14 protein-coding genes, 1 pseudogene and 1 riboswitch are annotated in these 17,516 nt (G+C 62.7%); all 15 genes and pseudogenes read left to right on the top strand.

All coding sequences use genetic code 11. The annotated features are described in order from the left end of the window. The first annotated feature begins 12 nt into the window (after positions 1–12). The 15 genes and pseudogenes from DEJ54_RS01965 (at position 13) to DEJ54_RS01890 (ending at position 17,450) form a co-directional block, all read left to right on the top strand. Positions 13–357, top strand: coding sequence for a RidA family protein (locus DEJ54_RS01965; RefSeq protein WP_113153084.1), 345 nt, complete (start codon positions 13–15; stop codon positions 355–357). Between the two features lie 54 nt (positions 358–411). Continuing rightward, complete coding sequence (locus tag DEJ54_RS01960; RefSeq protein WP_113153083.1) at positions 412–1,425, top strand: succinylglutamate desuccinylase/aspartoacylase family protein; 1,014 nt, start codon at positions 412–414, stop codon at positions 1,423–1,425. 10 nt (positions 1,426–1,435) lie between these two features. Beyond that, positions 1,436–3,031, top strand: coding sequence for an amidohydrolase family protein (locus tag DEJ54_RS01955; RefSeq protein ID WP_113153082.1), 1,596 nt, complete (start codon positions 1,436–1,438; stop codon positions 3,029–3,031). A gap of 59 nt (positions 3,032–3,090) precedes the next feature. Then, on the top strand, positions 3,091–4,275 hold the full coding sequence (locus DEJ54_RS01950; protein WP_113153081.1) for a hypothetical protein: 1,185 nt from the start codon (positions 3,091–3,093) through the stop codon (positions 4,273–4,275). 266 nt (positions 4,276–4,541) lie between these two features. Next, positions 4,542–5,342: a transporter substrate-binding domain-containing protein gene (locus tag DEJ54_RS01945; RefSeq protein ID WP_371685972.1), complete on the top strand. Its 801-nt coding sequence runs from the start codon at positions 4,542–4,544 to the stop codon at positions 5,340–5,342. Positions 5,343–5,417: 75 nt separating this feature from the next. Further along, the gene (locus DEJ54_RS01940; protein WP_113153079.1) at positions 5,418–6,080 is read left to right on the top strand and encodes an amino acid ABC transporter permease; all 663 of its coding nucleotides are present in this window, start codon (positions 5,418–5,420) and stop codon (positions 6,078–6,080) included. 4 nt (positions 6,081–6,084) lie between these two features. Continuing rightward, positions 6,085–6,750 (top strand): amino acid ABC transporter permease, encoded by a 666-nt coding sequence (locus tag DEJ54_RS01935; RefSeq protein WP_113153078.1) that lies wholly within the window; start codon positions 6,085–6,087, stop codon positions 6,748–6,750. An 11-nt stretch (positions 6,751–6,761) separates the two neighbouring features. Beyond that, a complete protein-coding gene (locus DEJ54_RS01930) occupies positions 6,762–7,532 on the top strand; it encodes an amino acid ABC transporter ATP-binding protein (RefSeq protein ID WP_113153077.1) in 771 nt (256 codons plus the stop codon). Between the two features lie 86 nt (positions 7,533–7,618). After that, positions 7,619–7,795: pseudogene (locus DEJ54_RS01920) on the top strand (PLP-dependent aminotransferase family protein); the annotation flags it as partial. A gap of 90 nt (positions 7,796–7,885) precedes the next feature. Continuing rightward, a riboswitch (cobalamin riboswitch) is annotated at positions 7,886–8,099 on the top strand. Between the two features lie 94 nt (positions 8,100–8,193). Then, positions 8,194–11,091: a ribonucleoside-diphosphate reductase subunit alpha gene (locus DEJ54_RS01915; RefSeq protein ID WP_113153076.1), complete on the top strand. Its 2,898-nt coding sequence runs from the start codon at positions 8,194–8,196 to the stop codon at positions 11,089–11,091. Between the two features lie 127 nt (positions 11,092–11,218). Then, positions 11,219–12,334: a ribonucleotide-diphosphate reductase subunit beta gene (locus DEJ54_RS01910; RefSeq protein ID WP_113153075.1), complete on the top strand. Its 1,116-nt coding sequence runs from the start codon at positions 11,219–11,221 to the stop codon at positions 12,332–12,334. A gap of 3 nt (positions 12,335–12,337) precedes the next feature. Continuing rightward, complete coding sequence (locus tag DEJ54_RS01905) at positions 12,338–12,562, top strand: hypothetical protein (protein WP_113153074.1); 225 nt, start codon at positions 12,338–12,340, stop codon at positions 12,560–12,562. Between the two features lie 76 nt (positions 12,563–12,638). Continuing rightward, entirely contained in the window at positions 12,639–15,182 is a 2,544-nt protein-coding gene (locus tag DEJ54_RS01900) for a heavy metal translocating P-type ATPase (protein WP_113153073.1), read from the top strand. 130 nt (positions 15,183–15,312) lie between these two features. Beyond that, positions 15,313–16,395: a LacI family DNA-binding transcriptional regulator gene (locus DEJ54_RS01895; RefSeq protein ID WP_113156021.1), complete on the top strand. Its 1,083-nt coding sequence runs from the start codon at positions 15,313–15,315 to the stop codon at positions 16,393–16,395. Between the two features lie 32 nt (positions 16,396–16,427). Beyond that, a complete protein-coding gene (locus DEJ54_RS01890) occupies positions 16,428–17,450 on the top strand; it encodes a polyamine ABC transporter substrate-binding protein (protein WP_113153072.1) in 1,023 nt (340 codons plus the stop codon). Positions 17,451–17,516: the final 66 nt, after the last annotated feature.

Genomic DNA, 17,516 nt, shown 5'->3' with positions numbered 1-17,516 from the left:
GAATTTTGGAAAATGATCATGCGCTACCAGAAGGGTTCCCGAATGAGCCAGGCCGTCGTCTATGGCGGTCTCGTCCACATTGCGGGGCAGGTCCCCGATGACCGCAAGGCGAGCATCGAGGATCAGACAGCAGATGTTCTGCGCAAGATCGACGCTCTCCTGGCCGAAGCCGGCACCGACCGCTCCAAGCTCGTGGCCGTCAACGTCTTCCTGCCGGCCATCATCGATTTCGACGCGATGAACAGCGTCTATGATGCCTGGATCGACCCGGAGAACCCGCCGGCCCGCGCCTGCGTCGAGGCGCGCCTTGCCGATCCGGACCTGCGCGTCGAAATGACGGCTGTTGCCGCAGTCTGACACCTGGCCGGTGCCCCGCGCACCGGCTCTTCTTCTGGCGACCGGAGTTCTGCCATGCATACGGGCATTGTTCATTCCATTGATTTCGAGGCCGGGGGCGTCCAGTCTGGCTTCCTGGCAATTCCCTATTCGGTGGACCGGTCGCCCTATTACCAGATCCGCATCCCCTGGCTGCGGGTCCGCAATGGCGAGGGACCGAGCCTCCTTTTGATGGCGGGCAATCACGGCGACGAATATGAGGGCGAACTTCAGCTCGCCCGGCTCATGCGCCGCCTGAAGACGCTCGACATCAGCGGAACGGTCACGGTTCTGCCGATCATCAACCAGCCGGCTGTCATGGCGGCCCGCCGCTGCTCCCCCTTTGATGGCGGAAATCTCAACCGCGCCTTTCCCGGAAACCCTGCCGGAACACCGACCGAGCGCATCGCCCATTTCCTGGAACATGAGCTGTTCCCGCGCCACGATGTGGTGCTCGATCTCCATTCGGGTGGAACCTCCATGGCGCATCTGCCCTGCACGCTGATCGAGCGGCAGGCGGATCCGGCGCGCTTCGAGCGCACACTTGATCTCATGCGCCAGATGGGTGCCGCCCACGCCTTCATCGCCGACAATGGGCCGGCAGCGCCGACCTCGATGGGCGCTGCCGGCCGCGCTGGCGCAGTCGGTCTTTCCGGCGAGTTCGGTGGCGGCGGCACGGTCACGCCCGACAGCATGGCCTTCACGGCGGGCGCAATCGATCGCCTGCTTGTCGCGCTGGGCATCGTGTCCGCGCCGGTGCTCTCCGCCTCGCTTGATGAGAAGGTCCCGCCGCTCCAGCTTCTTTCGCTGTCGCGCCACAGTCAGGGCATCTACGCCACCCGGCGCGGCTGGTTCGAGCCCGCCTCCCGTCTGGGCGACCGCGTTGCCGCTGGCGATCTCGCCGGCTGGTATCACGATCTTGAACGCATCGACGCGCCCGAGGAAGCACTGCACTTCGCCGAGGGTGGCATCGTCATCTCGCATCGCCTTCATTGCGACAGCCAGTCCGGCGATTGCCTGATACAAGTGGCCGAGCCGATTGAAGCCTGAGAGGATCTGAATGACCGACACGCTCATCCGCGGGGCGCGCATCATCGATGGAACCGGTGCGCCCTGGTATCGCGGCGATATTCTCTTATCCGGCGGGCGCATCGCCCGCATCGGGCGCGATCTGCCCGTTTCCGGCGCGCATGTGGTGGATGCAGAAGAGCGCTACGCCGCACCCGGCTTCATCGATGCGCATTGTCATGACGACCTGATCTTCCTGCGCGAACGCGGACGTCCGGAAAAGGCGTTTCAGGGCGTCACCAGCATTGTTGTCGGAAACTGCTCTTTCTCGCTTTATCCCGCCACGCCCGGATCCCACGAGGATCTGCGCCGGCACTTTTCCGGCCTTCTCGGCGAAACGGCGCATGAAGAAATCTTCGCCGATCTCGATGGCTACCGTCACGCACTGTGCGGGGCAGAGGGCGCTGGCATCGCGCTCAATCTCGTGTCGCTCGTAGGGCATGCCGCACTGCGCCTTGCCGTCATGGGGCATGACGACCGCCCGGCCACCCCGGAAGAAACGCAGGCCATGTGCGACCTTCTGGAAGCCCAGCTTGTGCAGGGCGCCGCAGGCCTGTCGCTCGGCCTTGTCTATCCGCCAAGCGCCTTTGCCGATGAGGCGGAGCTGATTGCGCTCGGGCGTGTCGTCGGGCGTCACGGTCGGGTGCTCGCCGCGCATATCCGTTCCTATGAGGCAGGGCTGATCGACGCCACCGAAGAGTTCGGGCGTGTGCTTGGGGCGTCAGGTGCAGCAGGCCTGCTCTCGCATCTTCAGTCTGCCGGCCGTCCCAATTGGGGCCGCATTCCCGATGCCATCGCGCTTCTGGAGACGATGCGCCGGGACGGCATCGATGTCAGCTTCGACATGTACCCCTATCCCGCCGGCAGCACATGGATACTCCAGCTCCTGCCCGCCGCTGTCATGGAAGGCGGGCTTGCCGGGCTGCGCCGGCGTCTGGCCGATCCCGCCCAGCAGGCGCTCCTGCGCCGCTGGGTCAATGAGGGTGGCCCGGAATTCCCCGGCCAGAGCAAGGTGTCGCTCATCGGCTGGGAGAATGTTCGTCTCTCCGCCGTGGGCGTTGATGCGCTCAAGCATCTTGAAGGGCTCGACATGCAGGCCGCGGCAGCGAAACTGGTTGTCGATCCGTTCGATCTCATGCTGCGCTTCATCGAAGAAGATGACGGGCAGACCGGCATCATCCTGTTCCAGCTTGCCGAAGAAGATTTGCACGCCGCCTGTTGCAACCGCCTCTACATGGCCGGGTCCGATGGGCTTCCGCGACCGGGCTCCAAGCCGCATCCGCGTGCCTTCGGCACCTTCCCGCGCATTGCAGGGCCGCTTGTCCGCGACCAGAACTGGTTCTCGCTGGAAGATGCCGTGCGCCGCATGACGTCCATGGCCGCGCAGCGCTTTTCGCTCACGGATCGCGGGCTTCTGCGCCCCGGCATGGCCGGCGATGTCGTGCTCTTCGAGGAGAGCATCGCAGACCGCGCGACCTTCGACGATTCTTCGCAACTGCCCTCCGGTGTCAGCCATCTCTTCGTCAATGGGGGCATGGTCATCGACGATGGCCGCGAGACGGGCGCGCGTCCCGGTCGCGTTCTCTAGCCAATTCCGCGGCCGCCCCCGGCGGCCCGATAATGTTTGATTTCAAAGGAGTGCCCGCCATGCATCTGTCGATGTGGACTTACCCCTGGGATGTTCAGGATCAGGGGCTGGAGCGGCTTGTCGCCGATCTGCGCGACCGCGCCGGGCTCAACACGGTCAGCCTTGCCACGTCCTATCACGCCGGTCGCTTTCTCCAGCCGCGCAGCCCGCATCAGAAAGCCTATTTCCCCGAGGATGGAACGGTCTATTTCGAGCCGGATGAAGCGCTCTGGGCGGATCGGGAGATCAAGCCTTTGAAGGCGCGCAATGTTGCCGAGCGTGGCGACATGCTGAAGGTGCTCACAGACGCGCGCGCACAGACCGGCATGAAAGTCTCCTGCTGGACCGTCTGCCTGCACAACACGCGTCTGGGCATGGAGCATCCAGACCACGTGACCCGCAACGCGTTCGGCAATCCGAACTATTACAATCTCTGCCCGTCCAGCCCGGCTGCCCGCGCCTATGTCACGACGCTCGTTCAGGATGTGAGCACCCGCTACCGGCCGGACATGATCGAGCTTGAGAGCCCCAACTTCATGGGCTTCGCGCACGAATATCACCACGAGAAGGACGGCGTCGGCCTCAATGCGGAGGATGATTTCCTCCTGTCGCTGTGCTTCTGCGACCATTGCATGGCGCGCGCCGGGGCGGCTGGCGTCAATGCAAAGGGCGCGCGCGAGACGGTTGGCCGCTTCATCGCAGAAATGTGCGCGCGTGAAATTCCGGAAAAGCAGTTCCCGGATTTCCCGGAAGCGGGCCTCGATGCGTTCAACGCTCATGAAGACCTGCGCGCCTACCTTGCCTGGCGCAGCGAGCCGGTCACGTCGCTGATTGCCGAGATCCGTGAGGCCGCACACCCTGAAACAAAGGTGGTCCTGATCGACCTTGCCGACGGATGGCTGGGCGGCGTCGAACTGGAAGAAGCGGCAGGGGCCTGCGATGGCGTGATCCTCTGCTGCTACTGCATGGAGCCGCAGGCCGTGAGTGCGCTATTCGAAAAAGCGCGTGGCATCGTCGGACCAGAAAAATTCCTGGGCGTCGGGCTGCGCGTCTTCTACCCGGAGATGGAAAACGGCGACGACCTTGCCGAGCGGGCGCAGGCCGCCATCGCCGCCGGTGCTGATGGCGTGAATTTCTACAATTACGGCCTGATCCCGGAAAAGCGCCTCGACTGGGTGCGCACCGCCACCGACCGCCTGTCGTAAGACAGCGCCATTTCGCGAGGTGTCAGACGCCGCCACATGTCTGTGCGCGGCGCCCGCTGGCATGCGGGTTTTCCGCATTGCCCGGGCCTGTGCAGTTTCAAAAAAGCGCTGGCGGCATTCCTTGACAACAAGCCGGCTATACGGCTTGATGTGGAAATCCACTAATATGGATATGTGTCCACAATAGTGGAACTGACAAATTTGGGAAAGGGGAACTCAGCATGGCTATTCCGTTTCGCGCACATGCGCTTCTGCTCACCACCGCAATGATGGTCGCGGCCGCACCGGCGGTCGCGCAGGACAAGAGCAAGCTCGACGAGGTTCTGGAACGCGGTCACCTCGTTCTTGGCACCGGCAGCACCAACGCGCCCTGGCACTTCAAGAGTGTCGACGACAAGCTTCAGGGCTTCGATGTCGACATGGGCCGCATCATCGCCAAGTCGCTGTTCGGTGATCCCGACAAGATCGAATATGTGACGCAGTCCTCGGATGCGCGCATTCCGAACATCACCACCGGCAAGGTCGATGTCACCTGCCAGTTCATGACCGTCACCGGTGAGCGCGCCCAGCAGGTCGCCTTCACCATCCCGTATTACCGCGAGGGCGTCGGCCTCATGCTGAAGGCCGATGGTGATTATGCGGATTACGAAGCGCTCAAGGAGGCCGGTTCCTCCGTCACCGTGTCCGTTCTGCAGAATGTCTACGCGGAAGACATGGTGCACGCGGCGCTGCCCGAGGCGAGCGTCGACCAGTATGAGTCCGTCGATCTCATCTATCAGGCGCTGGAATCCGGCCGCTCTGACGCCGTCGCCACCGACCAGTCGTCGCTTGCCTGGTACATGACGCAGAACCCCGACCGTTACCGCGATGCCGGTTATGGCTGGAACCCGCAGTCCTATTCCTGCGCCGTGGCGCGGGGTGATCAGGACTGGCTCAACTTCGTCAACACCGCCCTGCATGAGGCGATGACGGGCGTTGAGTTCAACTTCTATGCGGACTCGTTCAAGACCTGGTTCGGCAAGGATCTGCAGCCGCCGCAGATCGGCTTCCCGGTCGAATACAAGTAAGCATCGCATCTGCATGAGGGCGGCGGGTGACCGGGTGCGTCATCCGCCGGCCTTCCTGCATGGCTGGGACCCGATATGGGCTATACACTCAATTTTTCCGCCGTCTGGCGCAGCTTCGATCAGCTTCTCTGGGGGCTGCTGCTCAGCCTTGAACTGGCGATTGGCGCGATCCTGATCGGCACCGTCATCGGCCTGGTAACCGCCTTTGGCCTCATCTCCAAAAGCGGCTGGGCGCGCCGTCCGGCAGCGCTTTACGTCACGGTGATCCGCAATCTGCCGATTCTCGTTCTGATCCTGTTTTCCTATTTCGCGCTGCCGCAGATGGGTGTCCGTCTGGGCAAGATCGAGAGCTTCGTGGCAACGCTCGCCATCTATTCCGGCGCCTATCTGGCGGAGGTGTTTCGCGCGGGCCTTCTGTCCATCCCCAACGGTCTGAAGGAGGCGGGCCTCGCCATCGGTCTGACGCCGATGCAGATCCGCTCCTCCATCGTCATACCGCTGATGTTCAGAAACGTGCTGCCGTCGCTTTCTTCCACGCTGATCTCGCTTTTCAAGGACACGTCTCTGGCCGCAGCCATCGCCGTGCCGGAACTCACCTTCGAGGCGCGCAAGATCAATGTCGAAACCTTCCGTGTGGTCGAGACCTGGATCGTCGCTTCCTGTCTCTATGTCGCCACCTGCACGGTGCTGGCCGCGCTTATGCGCATGGTCGAGCGCCGTCTTGTGATTTCGAGGTGAGCCGATGAACGAGTTTCTCGCATTTCTCGATCAGGTCTGGCTTGCCCGTTTCGTGATCCTGCGCGGCCTTGGCCTGACCGTTTCAATCTCGCTTCTGGCCATCGCCCTGGGCTCCGTGCTGGGCGTTATGGTCGGGCTTGCGCTGACCTATGGAAACAGGCCGCTGCGGTTTGTCGTCCGCGCCTATACGGATTTCATTCGCGGCACGCCCGTGCTCGTTCTGGTGCTCGCCAGCTTCTACATCCTGTCCACGATCGGCATTGAGCTGAACGCGTTTCAGGCGGGTGTGTTTGCGCTGGCGGTCTTCTGCTCCTCGCATGTGGGGGAAATCGTGCGCGGCGCGCTGCAGGCCATTCCGGCCGGGCAGACAGAAGCGGCCAAGGCCATCGGCCTCACCTTCAGCCAGACCTTCACTTCGGTTCTGTGGCCGCAGGCGCTGCGCCAGATGCTGCCCACCTGGGTGAACACGGCTGCGGAGATGGTCAAGGCGTCCACGCTTCTGTCCGTCATCGGCGTGGCCGAGCTTCTGCTCCGCACGCAGGAGATCATCTCGCGCAATTTCATGAGCCTGGAGTTCTATTTCCTGGCCGGCCTTCTCTACTTCGCCATCAATTACGCCATCGAGCGCTTCGGCAAATATGTCGAGCGCAAGGTGTCTGTTCCATCCTGAGAGTACCCGACATGACGAAGAACCTTCTTGAAATTCAGGCCCTGCGCAAGCGCTACGGTTCGGTGGAGGTGCTCAAGGGCGTCGACTGCACCATGCAGCAGGGCGAGGTGATCTCGATCATCGGTTCGTCGGGCTCCGGCAAGACAACCATGCTGCGCTGCATCAACATGCTGGAGGATTTTCAGGGCGGCCGTATCCTCATCGATGGCGAACCCATCGGCTATGAAGAGCGCAACGGCGTGCGCGTTCGCAAGAGCGAGAAGGAAATCGCCCGCCAGCGCGCGCTGACGGGCATGGCCTTCCAGCAGTTCAACCTGTTCCCGCACATGACCGCAGCATCCAATGTCATGCTCGGCCTGATCAAGGTGAAGAAGATGGCGCGCGACGAGGCGCGCAGCGTCGCGGAAAAATGGCTCGAGCGCGTCGGTCTCGGCCAGCGCGCGGATCACTACCCCGGCCAGCTGTCCGGCGGTCAGCAGCAGCGCGTGGCCATTGCCCGCGCCATCGCCATGAACCCGCGCCTCATGCTCTTTGATGAGGTAACGTCTGCGCTTGATCCCGAACTGGTGGGCGAAGTGCTTCAGGTGATCAAGGATCTGGCTGCCGATGGCATGAGCATGCTTCTGGTCACCCACGAAATGCGCTTCGCTTTCGAGGTTTCCTCCCGCGTCATCTTCATGAACCAGGGGGTAATCGGCGAGGAGGGGGATCCGAAGGTGATGTTCCTGAAGCCGCAGACCGAACGCCTTGCCGAATTCCTCAAGACGTCGAGTTTCGCCTGAGATCTTGACCAACTGCCGCCGGCGCGCCTGAGCGCCCGGCGGAAAATCTTGCGCCTGCCACGCACAGAATGATGGCGGCGGTGACCGACGGGCTGGATGCGGCCACGCTTGCCCGCCATGCGCTTGAGAGGGACGTGGTGCTCGCGCCTGGAAACGCCTTCAGCCTGTCAGGCTCGGCCTGCGGGTTCCTGCGTTTCAACGTTGCTCAATGCGACGATGAACGGATTTTTTCCGTTCTGGAGGAGATCACACGCGCGCCGTAGAGCCATGCCCAAAGCGGCGTTGCGAATAATCCAGCAGTTTGTTTCTGCTTTCCCCGGAAACAATATATTGACTTCATATATCCAGAAGATACCAACTGTAGGGGTTATGGTTCTTTCGATTCCTCGTGGGATCGGAAGTGAAAAGGGAAGCCGGTGCGCCTCTGGGCAAGGCCGGCGCTGCCCCCGCAACTGTAAGCAGCGAGCCGCTTTCACTTTGTGTCACTGATGCCCCAGCGCATCGGGAAGGCCGGAAAGCGGTGATGACCTGCGAGCCAGGAGACCTGCCATGACGAAATAAACGTCCACGGGCGGGGTGTCCCGGTGGTGCGTGTGTCGCCACGGCTATGCCGTCGCGCCGCATGTCTCCGCGCCCCCGTCCAACCGCCACGGGGATCTACATGCCGGCGACTGAAGCACAACACACCACCGAAGCACAACACACCAACGGAACCGCCACGGTTCCGCATTCCACTGCAAACACCGAAACCGCATCGTCTGAACCGGGTTACCGCGTCATCCGCCGTAGTGGCGGCGTCACACCGTTCGATCCGGCAAAGATCGCGGTGGCGCTGACCAAGGCATTTCTGGCGGTTGAGGGTTCCACCGCCGCTGGCTCGCGCCGTGTCCATGAAATTGTCGAGGAGCTTGCCGTACAGGTCGTGTCCGCGCTCACGCGCCGGGCCGATGCCGACCGTCTGTTCCACATCGAGGAAATTCAGGATCAGGTGGAACTCGCCCTCATGCGCGGCGAGCATCATCGGGTTGCCCGCGCCTATGTGCTCTATCGCGAGGAGCGCGCCCGCGAACGCGCCGCCGGGACGGCCAGTGTGGAAGCCCCGCAATCCGCCCTGCAGATGACGGCGGATGACGGAACGCTGGTTTCGCTGGACGAGGCGCGGCTTGCCGCAATCGTCGAAGAAGCCTGTGCCGGCCTCAAGACCGTTTCCTCCGAACCGATCCTCACGGAAACCCGGCGCAATCTCTATGACGGTATCCGTCAGGACGAGCTGTCGCTTGCGCCCATCCTTGCCGCCCGCACGCTGGTGGAGCAGGAGCCTGACTATGCGTTCGTCTCCGCGCGTCTTCTGCTCGACAGGCTGCGGCGCGAGGCTTTGACCTTTGTGGCCGGCAGGCCCGAGCAGGCGACGCAGGCCGAAATGGCGGAGCGCTATGCAAGCTATTTCCCTGACTTTATCGCGAGCGGCATTGCCAGCGAGCTCATCGACCCCGAGCTTGCCCGTTTCGATCTGGCGCGCCTTGGCGCGGCGCTCAGGCCCGAGCGTGATCTGAACTTCCAGTTCCTTGGCCTCCAGACGCTCTACGACCGCTATTTCCTTCATGCCGGGGGCATTCGGTTCGAGTTGCCGCAGGCGTTCTTCATGCGTGTCGCCATGGGGCTTGCCGTGCGCGAGATCGACCGCGAGGCGCGCGCCATCGAATTCTACGATCTTCTGTCGTCCTTCGACTTCATGGCCTCCACGCCCACCCTGTTCAATTCCGGCACGCTGCGCCCGCAGCTTTCTTCCTGCTTCCTCACCACGGTGGCTGACGATCTCGACGGCATCTTCAAGGCGGTGAAGGACAATGCGCTGCTTGCCAAATATTCCGGCGGTCTCGGCAATGACTGGACGCCGGTGCGCGGTCTCGGCGCGCATATCAAGGGCACCAATGGCGAGAGCCAGGGCGTCGTGCCGTTCCTCAAGGTCGCCAATGACACGGCCATCGCCGTCAACCAGGGCGGTAAGCGCAAGGGCGCCGTCTGCGCCTATCTGGAGAGCTGGCACATCGACATCGAGGAGTTCCTCGATCTGCGCAAGAACACGGGCGACGACCGCCGCCGCACGCACGACATGAACACGGCCAACTGGGTGCCGGACCTGTTCATGGAACGCGTCGAGGCGGACGGTTCGTGGACGCTGTTTTCGCCTGACGAGACGCCCGATCTGCACGACCTTTATGGCAAGGCGTTTCGCAAGGCTTATGAAGCCTATGAGGCAAAGGCGGAGGCCGGTGAGCTGCGTGTCTTCAAGACCGTGCGCGCGGTCGATCTGTGGCGGCGCATGCTCACCATGCTGTTCGAGACCGGCCATCCCTGGATCACCTTCAAGGACCCGTGCAACATCCGTTCGCCGCAGGGCCATGTGGGCGTCGTTCATTCGTCCAATCTGTGCACGGAAATCACGCTCAATACGTCCAGGGACGAGGTGGCCGTCTGCAATCTGGGTTCGGTGAACCTCGTCAATCACATTGCCGATGGCGCGCTCGATCTGGCGCGGCTGGCGCGCACTGTCGGCACCGCCATGCGCATGCTCGACAATGTCATCGACATCAATTTCTACACCATTCCCGAGGCGCGCCATTCCAATCTGTGCCATCGCCCGGTCGGTCTCGGCCTGATGGGCTTTCAGGATGCCCTGCAAAAGCTGCGCATTCCCTATCAGAGTGAACAGGCCGTGGCCTTTGCCGATATGAGCATGGAGGCAATCGGCTATCATGCGATTGCGGCTTCGGTGGAACTTGCCGCCGAGCGCGGGCGCTATGCCAGCTTTGACGGTTCGCTCTGGTCGAAGGGCGTTCTGCCCATCGATTCCATCCGGCTTCTGGAAGAAGCGCGACCGGGCGTCGAGATGGACAGTGCGGCAACGCTCGATTGGGAGAGCCTGCGCAAGCGGGTGAAGAAAACCGGCATGCGCAATTCCAACTGCATGGCCATCGCGCCCACCGCCACCATCTCCAATATCTGCGGCGTGTCGCAGTCCATCGAACCCGCCTACCAGAACCTGTTCGTCAAATCGAACATGTCGGGCGATTTCACCGTGGTGAACGCGGCGCTGATCCATGATCTGAAAGAGCGCGGTCTGTGGGATGAGGTCATGATGTCGGATCTCAAATATTTCGATGGGTCCGTCGGTCAGATCGACCGTGTGCCGGATGATCTGAAGGCGCTCTATGCGACCGCGTTCGAGATCGACTCCGCCTGGCTGATCGACGCCGCCTCGCGCCGCCAGAAATGGATCGATCAGGCCCAGTCGCTCAATCTCTACATCGCCAATCCGAGTGGAAAGAAGCTGGACGAACTCTACCGGCTGGCATGGCGGAAGGGCCTGAAGACGACCTATTACCTGCGCTCGCGTTCCGCCACCCATGTGGAGAAATCCACGCTCAAGGGAACCGATGGCAAACTCAACGCCGTCTCCGCCACGAGCGTTCCTGCCGCGCCCATCGCCATCGATCCGAACGCGGCATGGGGCAGGGCCTGCGCCATCGACGATCCCGAGTGCGAAGCCTGCCAGTAACCCGGCCTTCGCATCCCGCGCAGCGCGCCCCAACCCTCATCGTGAGCCTGAGCCCCCCCCTCATCCTGAGCCTGTCGAAGGACGAAGGTGGGTACGTAGCGCCCAAACCCAATCGGAAGACAAAAAAATGCTGAACTGGAACGAACAATCGCAGCCCGCCACTGCCGCGAACCCTGCCGCTGACGAGGCCGACGCCACGGGCCTCGGCGAGATCGAGCGCGGGGCGGCCCGCGTCTCGGTGGATGACAAGCGCATGATCAACGCCCGTGCCGACGTCAACCAGCTCCTGCCGCTCAAATATCGCTGGGCCTGGGAGAAATATCTCGCCGGCTGCAACAATCACTGGATGCCCACCGAGGTCTCCATGCAGGCCGACATTGCGCTCTGGAAATCGCGCGATGGCCTGACCGAAGACGAACGGCGCATGATCAAGCGCAATCTCGGATTCTTCGCTGCCTCCGAATCCCTTGTCGCCAACAACATCGTTCTGGCGATCTACCGGCACCTCACCAATCCCGAATGCCGGCAATATCTGCTGCGTCAGGCCTTCGAGGAGGCGATCCACACGCACACTTTCCAGTACATCGTGGAAAGCCTGTCGTTGGACGAGGGCGAGCTGTTCAACATGTATCGCGAAGTGCCCTCCATCACCGACAAGGCGGCATGGGCGCTCGACTTCACGCAGCATCTGGACGATCCCGAATTCAGGACCGGCACGCCGGAGGCCGATCAGGCGTTCCTGCGTGACCTCGTGGCCTTCTATGTCATCTTCGAGGGCATGTGGTTCTACACCGGCTTCGCACAGATCCTGTCGCTTGGCCGCCGCAACAAGATGGTCGGCATCGCCGAGCAGTATCAATACATCCTGCGCGATGAATCGATCCATCTGAACTTCGGCATCGACGTCATCAACCAGATCCGCATCGAGAACCCGCATCTTTGGACGCCCGCCTTTCAGGACGAGGTGCGGGGCATGATCGCGCATGCCGCCGAACTTGAAGCATCCTACGGGCGGGATACGATGCCGCGCGGCTTTCTCGGTCTCAACGCGGCGCTGTGCGAGCAGTACATGCACTTCATCGCAAACCGCCGCTGCGCCCAGCTTGGCCTGGCTCCGGTCTTCGCCGAAACCGAAAACCCGTTCCCGTGGATGAGCGAGGCGATGGATCTGAAGAAGGAGAAGAACTTCTTCGAGACCCGCGTCATCGAATATCAGAACGGCGGCGCGCTGAGCTGGGACTGATCCATGGCGTATGACGCAACCAGAATGAAGCTGTTGCGCGCGGGCTCGATCCCGGCGCAGCAGCGCGCTTTCATGGAGTGGCTTTTGAGCCTCCCGCCCCATGCCGATATCGAATATGCGGCGCGCCGCCAGCTTGCCGAGATCGACCGGCGGCTGCCGAACCACCCGGAAGTGCAGTATCTGCGCCTGCTTCTGAGCGCCTTTTCCGGCTCCGACATGATGCAGTGATTTTCTCGCTTGACCTTCCATTGACTGGAAGGTTTAGAAGCGCAATCCTGAACAATAGTCATTCAGGGTGAAAGCGATGAATACCCTTCCTGCCGGCACGTCTTCGGCCAATGTAAAACGCTTCCGCATCGAGGGGCTGAGCTGTGCTTCCTGCGTCAAACGCGCGGAGAAGGCGATTGCCGCCGTCGATGGCGTTGAAAGCGCCTCGGTCAATCTGGCGACCGAGACGGCCGATGTGGCGGTGCAGCCCGGCGTTGATTTTTCCAGCATCGTCAGTGCGGTGGAACGTGCCGGCTATGGCGTGCCGGAGAGCCATCTCGATATCGGCATCGAGGGCATGACCTGCGCATCCTGCGTGCGGCGTGTGGAGCAGGCGATTGCCGCCGTGCCCGGCGTTTCCAAGGTCGCGGTGAACCTCGCCACCGAAAGCGCATCCGTCGAACTTCTGAACGATGAAGCGCGCCGCGGCGTTGAAGAGGCGATCCGCAAGTCCGGTTACACGCCGGTCGCGCGTTCCGATGGCGCTGCCGCCCGTGATGCGCATGAGGAGGCCAAGGCCGCCGAATTTCGTTCGCTCAAGCGCGATTTCACGCTGGCTGCAATCTTCACCCTTCCGATCTTCATTCTCGAGATGGGCAGCCATTTCATACCGGGCATGCATGCCTGGCTGATGGGGATCGCCGACCGCAAGACGCTTTACCTCCTCTATTTCGTGCTGGCGACCATCGTGCAGTTCGGGCCGGGCCTGCGCTTTTATCGCAAGGGCTTCCCCGCGCTGATGCGCTTTGCGCCGGACATGAATTCGCTTGTCATGCTCGGTTCCACCGCCGCCTGGGCCTATTCGGTCGTGGCCACTTTCGCGCCCGGCGTTCTCCCGTCCGGCACGGTCAACGTCTATTTCGAGGCGTCCGCCGTCATCGTCACGCTCATCCTGCTCGGCCGGCTTCTGGAGGCGCGCGCCAAGGGCCGCACCGGCGAGGCCATCAAGCGGTTGATGGGCCTGCGCGCCAAGAGCGCGCGTGTTCTCCGCGAGGGTGCCTTTGTCGAGCTGCCGCTTGAGGACGTGGTTGTGGGCGACCGGCTTCAGGTGCGCCCCGGCGACAAGGTGCCGGTCGACGGTCTGGTCGAAAGCGGTTCTTCCTATGTCGATGAAGCCATGATCTCCGGCGAGCCGGTGCCTGTCTCCAAGGCTGAAGGCGATGAGGTGATCGGTGGAACGATCAACAAGACCGGCAGCTTCGTCTACCGCGCCACCAAGGTCGGCTCCGACACGGTGCTGGCGCAGATCATCCGCATGGTCGAAAACGCGCAAGGGGCCAAGCTGCCCATTCAGGCGGTGGTCGACCGGGTCACGGCCTGGTTTGTGCCGGCCGTGATGCTTGCCGCCGCGCTCACCTTCGTCGTGTGGATGGTGTTCGGTCCCGATCCCGCATTCGCCTTCGCGCTGGTCAACGCGGTCGCGGTGCTCATCATCGCCTGCCCGTGCGCCATGGGGCTCGCCACGCCCACCTCCATCATGGTCGGCACCGGTCGCGCTGCACAGCTTGGCGTTCTGTTCCGCAATGGCGAGGCGCTGCAGAGCCTGCGCAACACAAGTGTCGTCGCCTTCGACAAGACCGGCACGTTGACGCTCGGTCGCCCCGCACTCACCGATTTCGTGATGCAGAATGGGTTCGAGCGCGCCGATATCCTTTCGCTCGTCGCATCGGCGGAAGCCATGTCCGAACATCCGGTGGCCGAGGCCATCGTCGAGGCCGCGCGCGCCGAGGGGCTCACCCTCAAGCCGGTCGCCGCGTTCGATGCGGTTCCGGGCTTCGGCATCGCAGCCACCGTTGACGGCCGCAAACTCCACATCGGTGCGGACCGCTACATGCGCCAGCAGGGTGTCGAGATCGGCAGCGCATCCACCGATGCCGACAGGCTCGCAACCGACGCCAAGACGCCGCTTTATGCGGCGGTCGATGGCCGGCTTGCCGCCGTGGTCGCCGTTGCCGATCCGGTGAAGGAATCGACGCCGCGCGCCATCGCCGCACTTCATGCACTGGGGCTGGAAGTGGCCATGATCACCGGCGACAACCGCCACACCGCCGAAGCCATCGCCGCAAAGCTGGGCATCGACCGGGTCGAGGCGGAGGTTCTTCCCGAGGGCAAGGTCGAGGCGCTCAAGCGCCTGCGCAGTCTGGCAGGTCCGGTCTCCTTCGTCGGTGACGGCATCAACGATGCTCCTGCTCTGGCCGAAGCCGATGTCGGCATCGCCATCGGCACCGGAACGGATGTCGCCATCGAAAGCGCCGACGTGGTTCTCATGGCGGGCGATGTGACCGGTGTTGCCAACGCCATCGGCCTCTCGCAGGCGACCATGACCAACATTAGGCAGAACCTGTTCTGGGCCTTCGCCTACAATGTGAGCCTCATTCCGGTTGCCGCCGGCGTCCTCTATCCGGCCACGGGCACGCTCCTGTCGCCCATGCTCGCTGCCGGTGCGATGGCGCTCTCCAGTGTCTTCGTGCTGGGCAATGCCCTGCGCCTCAAGCGCTTTCAGGCGCCGCTTCCTGCCCGGTCCGCCGGGCAGGAGGGAGCGCAGGTCGGCGCGGCGAGGGTGGTCACGGCGTCCGCCTGATCGCCATAGCGGTCATGATATTGATATGTCCTGACCGCTATTTCTGGGGATTTTCAAAATCCGATTCGACATGATGGTTCTTGCCGGGCATAATGCTTAAACGCTTAACCTTCATTTGAATCGGGCTTTGATGGCTTCTCGCGCCAATCTATCCGATATTGCCAAAGCTCTTGGCGTATCGGTTGCGACCGTTTCAAACGCGATGTCCGGAAAGGGCCGCGTGTCGAAGGAGCTCGGCCGGGCGATCCGCGAAAAGGCAAAAGAGCTGGGCTATGTGCCCAGCCTCGCAGGCCGGGCGCTGAGCACCGGGCGCAGCCATGTGCTTGGCCTCGTTCTGGCCGATATCGGTCACCCGCTCTTTCCCCAGTTTGCGCAGGCCATCGAGCATGCCGCCTCCGAGGCTGGCTATGGCGTTCTCATCGGCGACAGTCGCGGCGATATCGAAGCCCAGTCCCGCGCCATCAACCGGCTGATCGAGCGCGGTGCGGATGGCATCGTCGTCGTGCCGCGCCACGGCACCTGCATTGCCGATATCGGCCGTCCCGTTGCGGTCATCGATTCCCCCTCCACACCGGGCAACACGGTTGCCGCCGATCACCGCAATGGCGGCCTCGAAATGGGCCGGCACCTGCTGGAGCTCGGCCACCGCTCCGTGGCGATCATCGGCCTTCATTCCGATTCCAACGTTCAGAACGACCGCATTGCCGGCATTCGCGAAGCCTTTTCCGGCAAGGGCGAAGCCCGCCTGATCTGGATCGGCGAAATGGAGCGCAGCCATGGTTCCGGCTGCCCGCTCGGTCTTGTGGGTCTGGTGGAGGAGGGCGTTACGGCCTTCGCCGCCGTGTCCGATCTTCATGCCCTGCGCGCCATCACCGAGCTGCAGCAGGGCGGCGTCTCCATTCCCGACGATGTCAGCGTCACCGGTTTTGACGATCTCATCTGGGCCGGCGTCATCGCGCCGAGCCTCACCACCATGCGCATGGATATGGAGCGCATTGCCGAGATCGCGATAGCCGACCTCATTTCCCAGATCGACCAAGGCGGCGCGCGCGATGCGTCGTCCGATCTGCCGGCCCTCAAGGGCCAGAGTTCCATCCCGATGGAGCTCATCATACGCCAGTCAAGCGGCCCGGTGTTGGGTCGGGCCGCTCCTGGCGACAGGACGTCGGTCCATCGCTGGCCCGCGTCATCATCCGCCACGGACCCCGTCTAGAAAAGCACCACCAGAGAAGGAAGCGATTAGACATGTTCAAGAAACTCATGGCCTCCGGCGTCGCGCTGGCCGCACTCAGCGGCGCAGCACAGGCAGCCGACAAGACCCTCGTCATCTCCGTCTATGGTTTCGCCCAGGACGCCTTCAAGGAGATCGTCTACGATCCGTTCGAGGCCCAGTGCGGCTGTGAGCTGGTGGTCGAGACCGGCAACTCCGTGGAGCGTCTCGCAAAGCTGGAAGCCCGCAAGGACGATCCGGAAATCGACATGGCCGTCATGTCCACGCACGACGCGCTTTCGGCATCGCGCAAAGGCATCACCCAGTCCATCGACGTCAGCCGCCTGTCGAACTACGACAAGCTCTATGACATCGCCAAGGACCCGCTCGGCGACAATCTGGCTGTCGGCTACACCTTCTACGCCACCTCCATCGCCTACCGCGCCGACGAGGTGACGATTGAAAGCTGGGCCGACCTGTTCCAGGACAAGCTGAAGGGCCGCGTTGCGTTCCCGAATGTCAGCACCAATCAGGGTCCGCCCGCGCTCTACATGGTCGGCAAGGCCATCGGTGACGATTCCGCAGACCTGAAGGCCGCCATTGCCGAAGTCGCCAAGAACAAGGACGACATCGTCACCTTCTACGAGCGTTCCTCGCAGGTCGCACAGCTCATGCAGCAGGAAGAAATCCTGGCAGCACCCATTGGCCGTTTTGCCTGGGGCGCATACTCCAAGATGGGCTTCGACATGGCCTGGGCCACCCCGAAGGAAGGCCAGACCGGCGGCATGAACGTCATGATCCTGACCAAGGGCGCGAAGAACGAAGATCTCGCCTATGAGTTCATGGATTTCTGGCTCTCCACCGAGGTCCAGACCAAGCTTGCCGAGGCGCTGGTGGACAGCCCCGCCAATTCGGAAGTGAAGGTCTCCGAGGAGATCGCCGAAAACCTCACCTATGGCGCCGAGACCGTTGAGAGCCTGCAGCTGCTCGACCCGGCCGTCATCCTCGACAACCGCGAGACCTGGCTCTCGGAGTGGAATGCTCAGATCGGCCAGTAAGCCGATACGCTGATGCGATGGTCCAGGGGCGGGTGGAGGACCCGCCCCTGAACCCAACACAAGGTT

The sequence above is a fragment of the Nitratireductor sp. OM-1 genome, assembly GCF_003296175.1.
Taxonomy (GTDB): domain Bacteria; phylum Pseudomonadota; class Alphaproteobacteria; order Rhizobiales; family Rhizobiaceae; genus Nitratireductor; species Nitratireductor aquimarinus.
Note: the sequence above shows the minus strand (reverse complement) of the source record. Positions and strands in the feature narration are given on the sequence as shown.

Bases quoted from the DNA above. Each gene is read 5' to 3' on its own strand.
- DEJ54_RS01890 (WP_113153072.1), top strand. From the start codon at position 16,428: ATGTTCAAGAAACTCATGGCCTCCGGCGTCGCGCTGGCCGCACTCAGC.
- DEJ54_RS01950 (WP_113153081.1), top strand. From the start codon at position 3,091: ATGCATCTGTCGATGTGGACTTACCCCTGGGATGTTCAGGATCAGGGG.
- DEJ54_RS01960 (WP_113153083.1), top strand. From the start codon at position 412: ATGCATACGGGCATTGTTCATTCCATTGATTTCGAGGCCGGGGGCGTC.
- DEJ54_RS01945 (WP_371685972.1), top strand. From the start codon at position 4,542: ATGATGGTCGCGGCCGCACCGGCGGTCGCGCAGGACAAGAGCAAGCTC.
- DEJ54_RS01910 (WP_113153075.1), top strand. From the start codon at position 11,219: ATGCTGAACTGGAACGAACAATCGCAGCCCGCCACTGCCGCGAACCCT.
- DEJ54_RS01955 (WP_113153082.1), top strand. From the start codon at position 1,436: ATGACCGACACGCTCATCCGCGGGGCGCGCATCATCGATGGAACCGGT.
- DEJ54_RS01915 (WP_113153076.1), top strand. From the start codon at position 8,194: ATGCCGGCGACTGAAGCACAACACACCACCGAAGCACAACACACCAAC.
- DEJ54_RS01895 (WP_113156021.1), top strand. From the start codon at position 15,313: ATGGCTTCTCGCGCCAATCTATCCGATATTGCCAAAGCTCTTGGCGTA.
- DEJ54_RS01905 (WP_113153074.1), top strand. From the start codon at position 12,338: ATGGCGTATGACGCAACCAGAATGAAGCTGTTGCGCGCGGGCTCGATC.
- DEJ54_RS01940 (WP_113153079.1), top strand. From the start codon at position 5,418: ATGGGCTATACACTCAATTTTTCCGCCGTCTGGCGCAGCTTCGATCAG.
- DEJ54_RS01930 (WP_113153077.1), top strand. From the start codon at position 6,762: ATGACGAAGAACCTTCTTGAAATTCAGGCCCTGCGCAAGCGCTACGGT.
- DEJ54_RS01965 (WP_113153084.1), top strand. From the start codon at position 13: ATGATCATGCGCTACCAGAAGGGTTCCCGAATGAGCCAGGCCGTCGTC.
- DEJ54_RS01900 (WP_113153073.1), top strand. From the start codon at position 12,639: ATGAATACCCTTCCTGCCGGCACGTCTTCGGCCAATGTAAAACGCTTC.
- DEJ54_RS01935 (WP_113153078.1), top strand. From the start codon at position 6,085: ATGAACGAGTTTCTCGCATTTCTCGATCAGGTCTGGCTTGCCCGTTTC.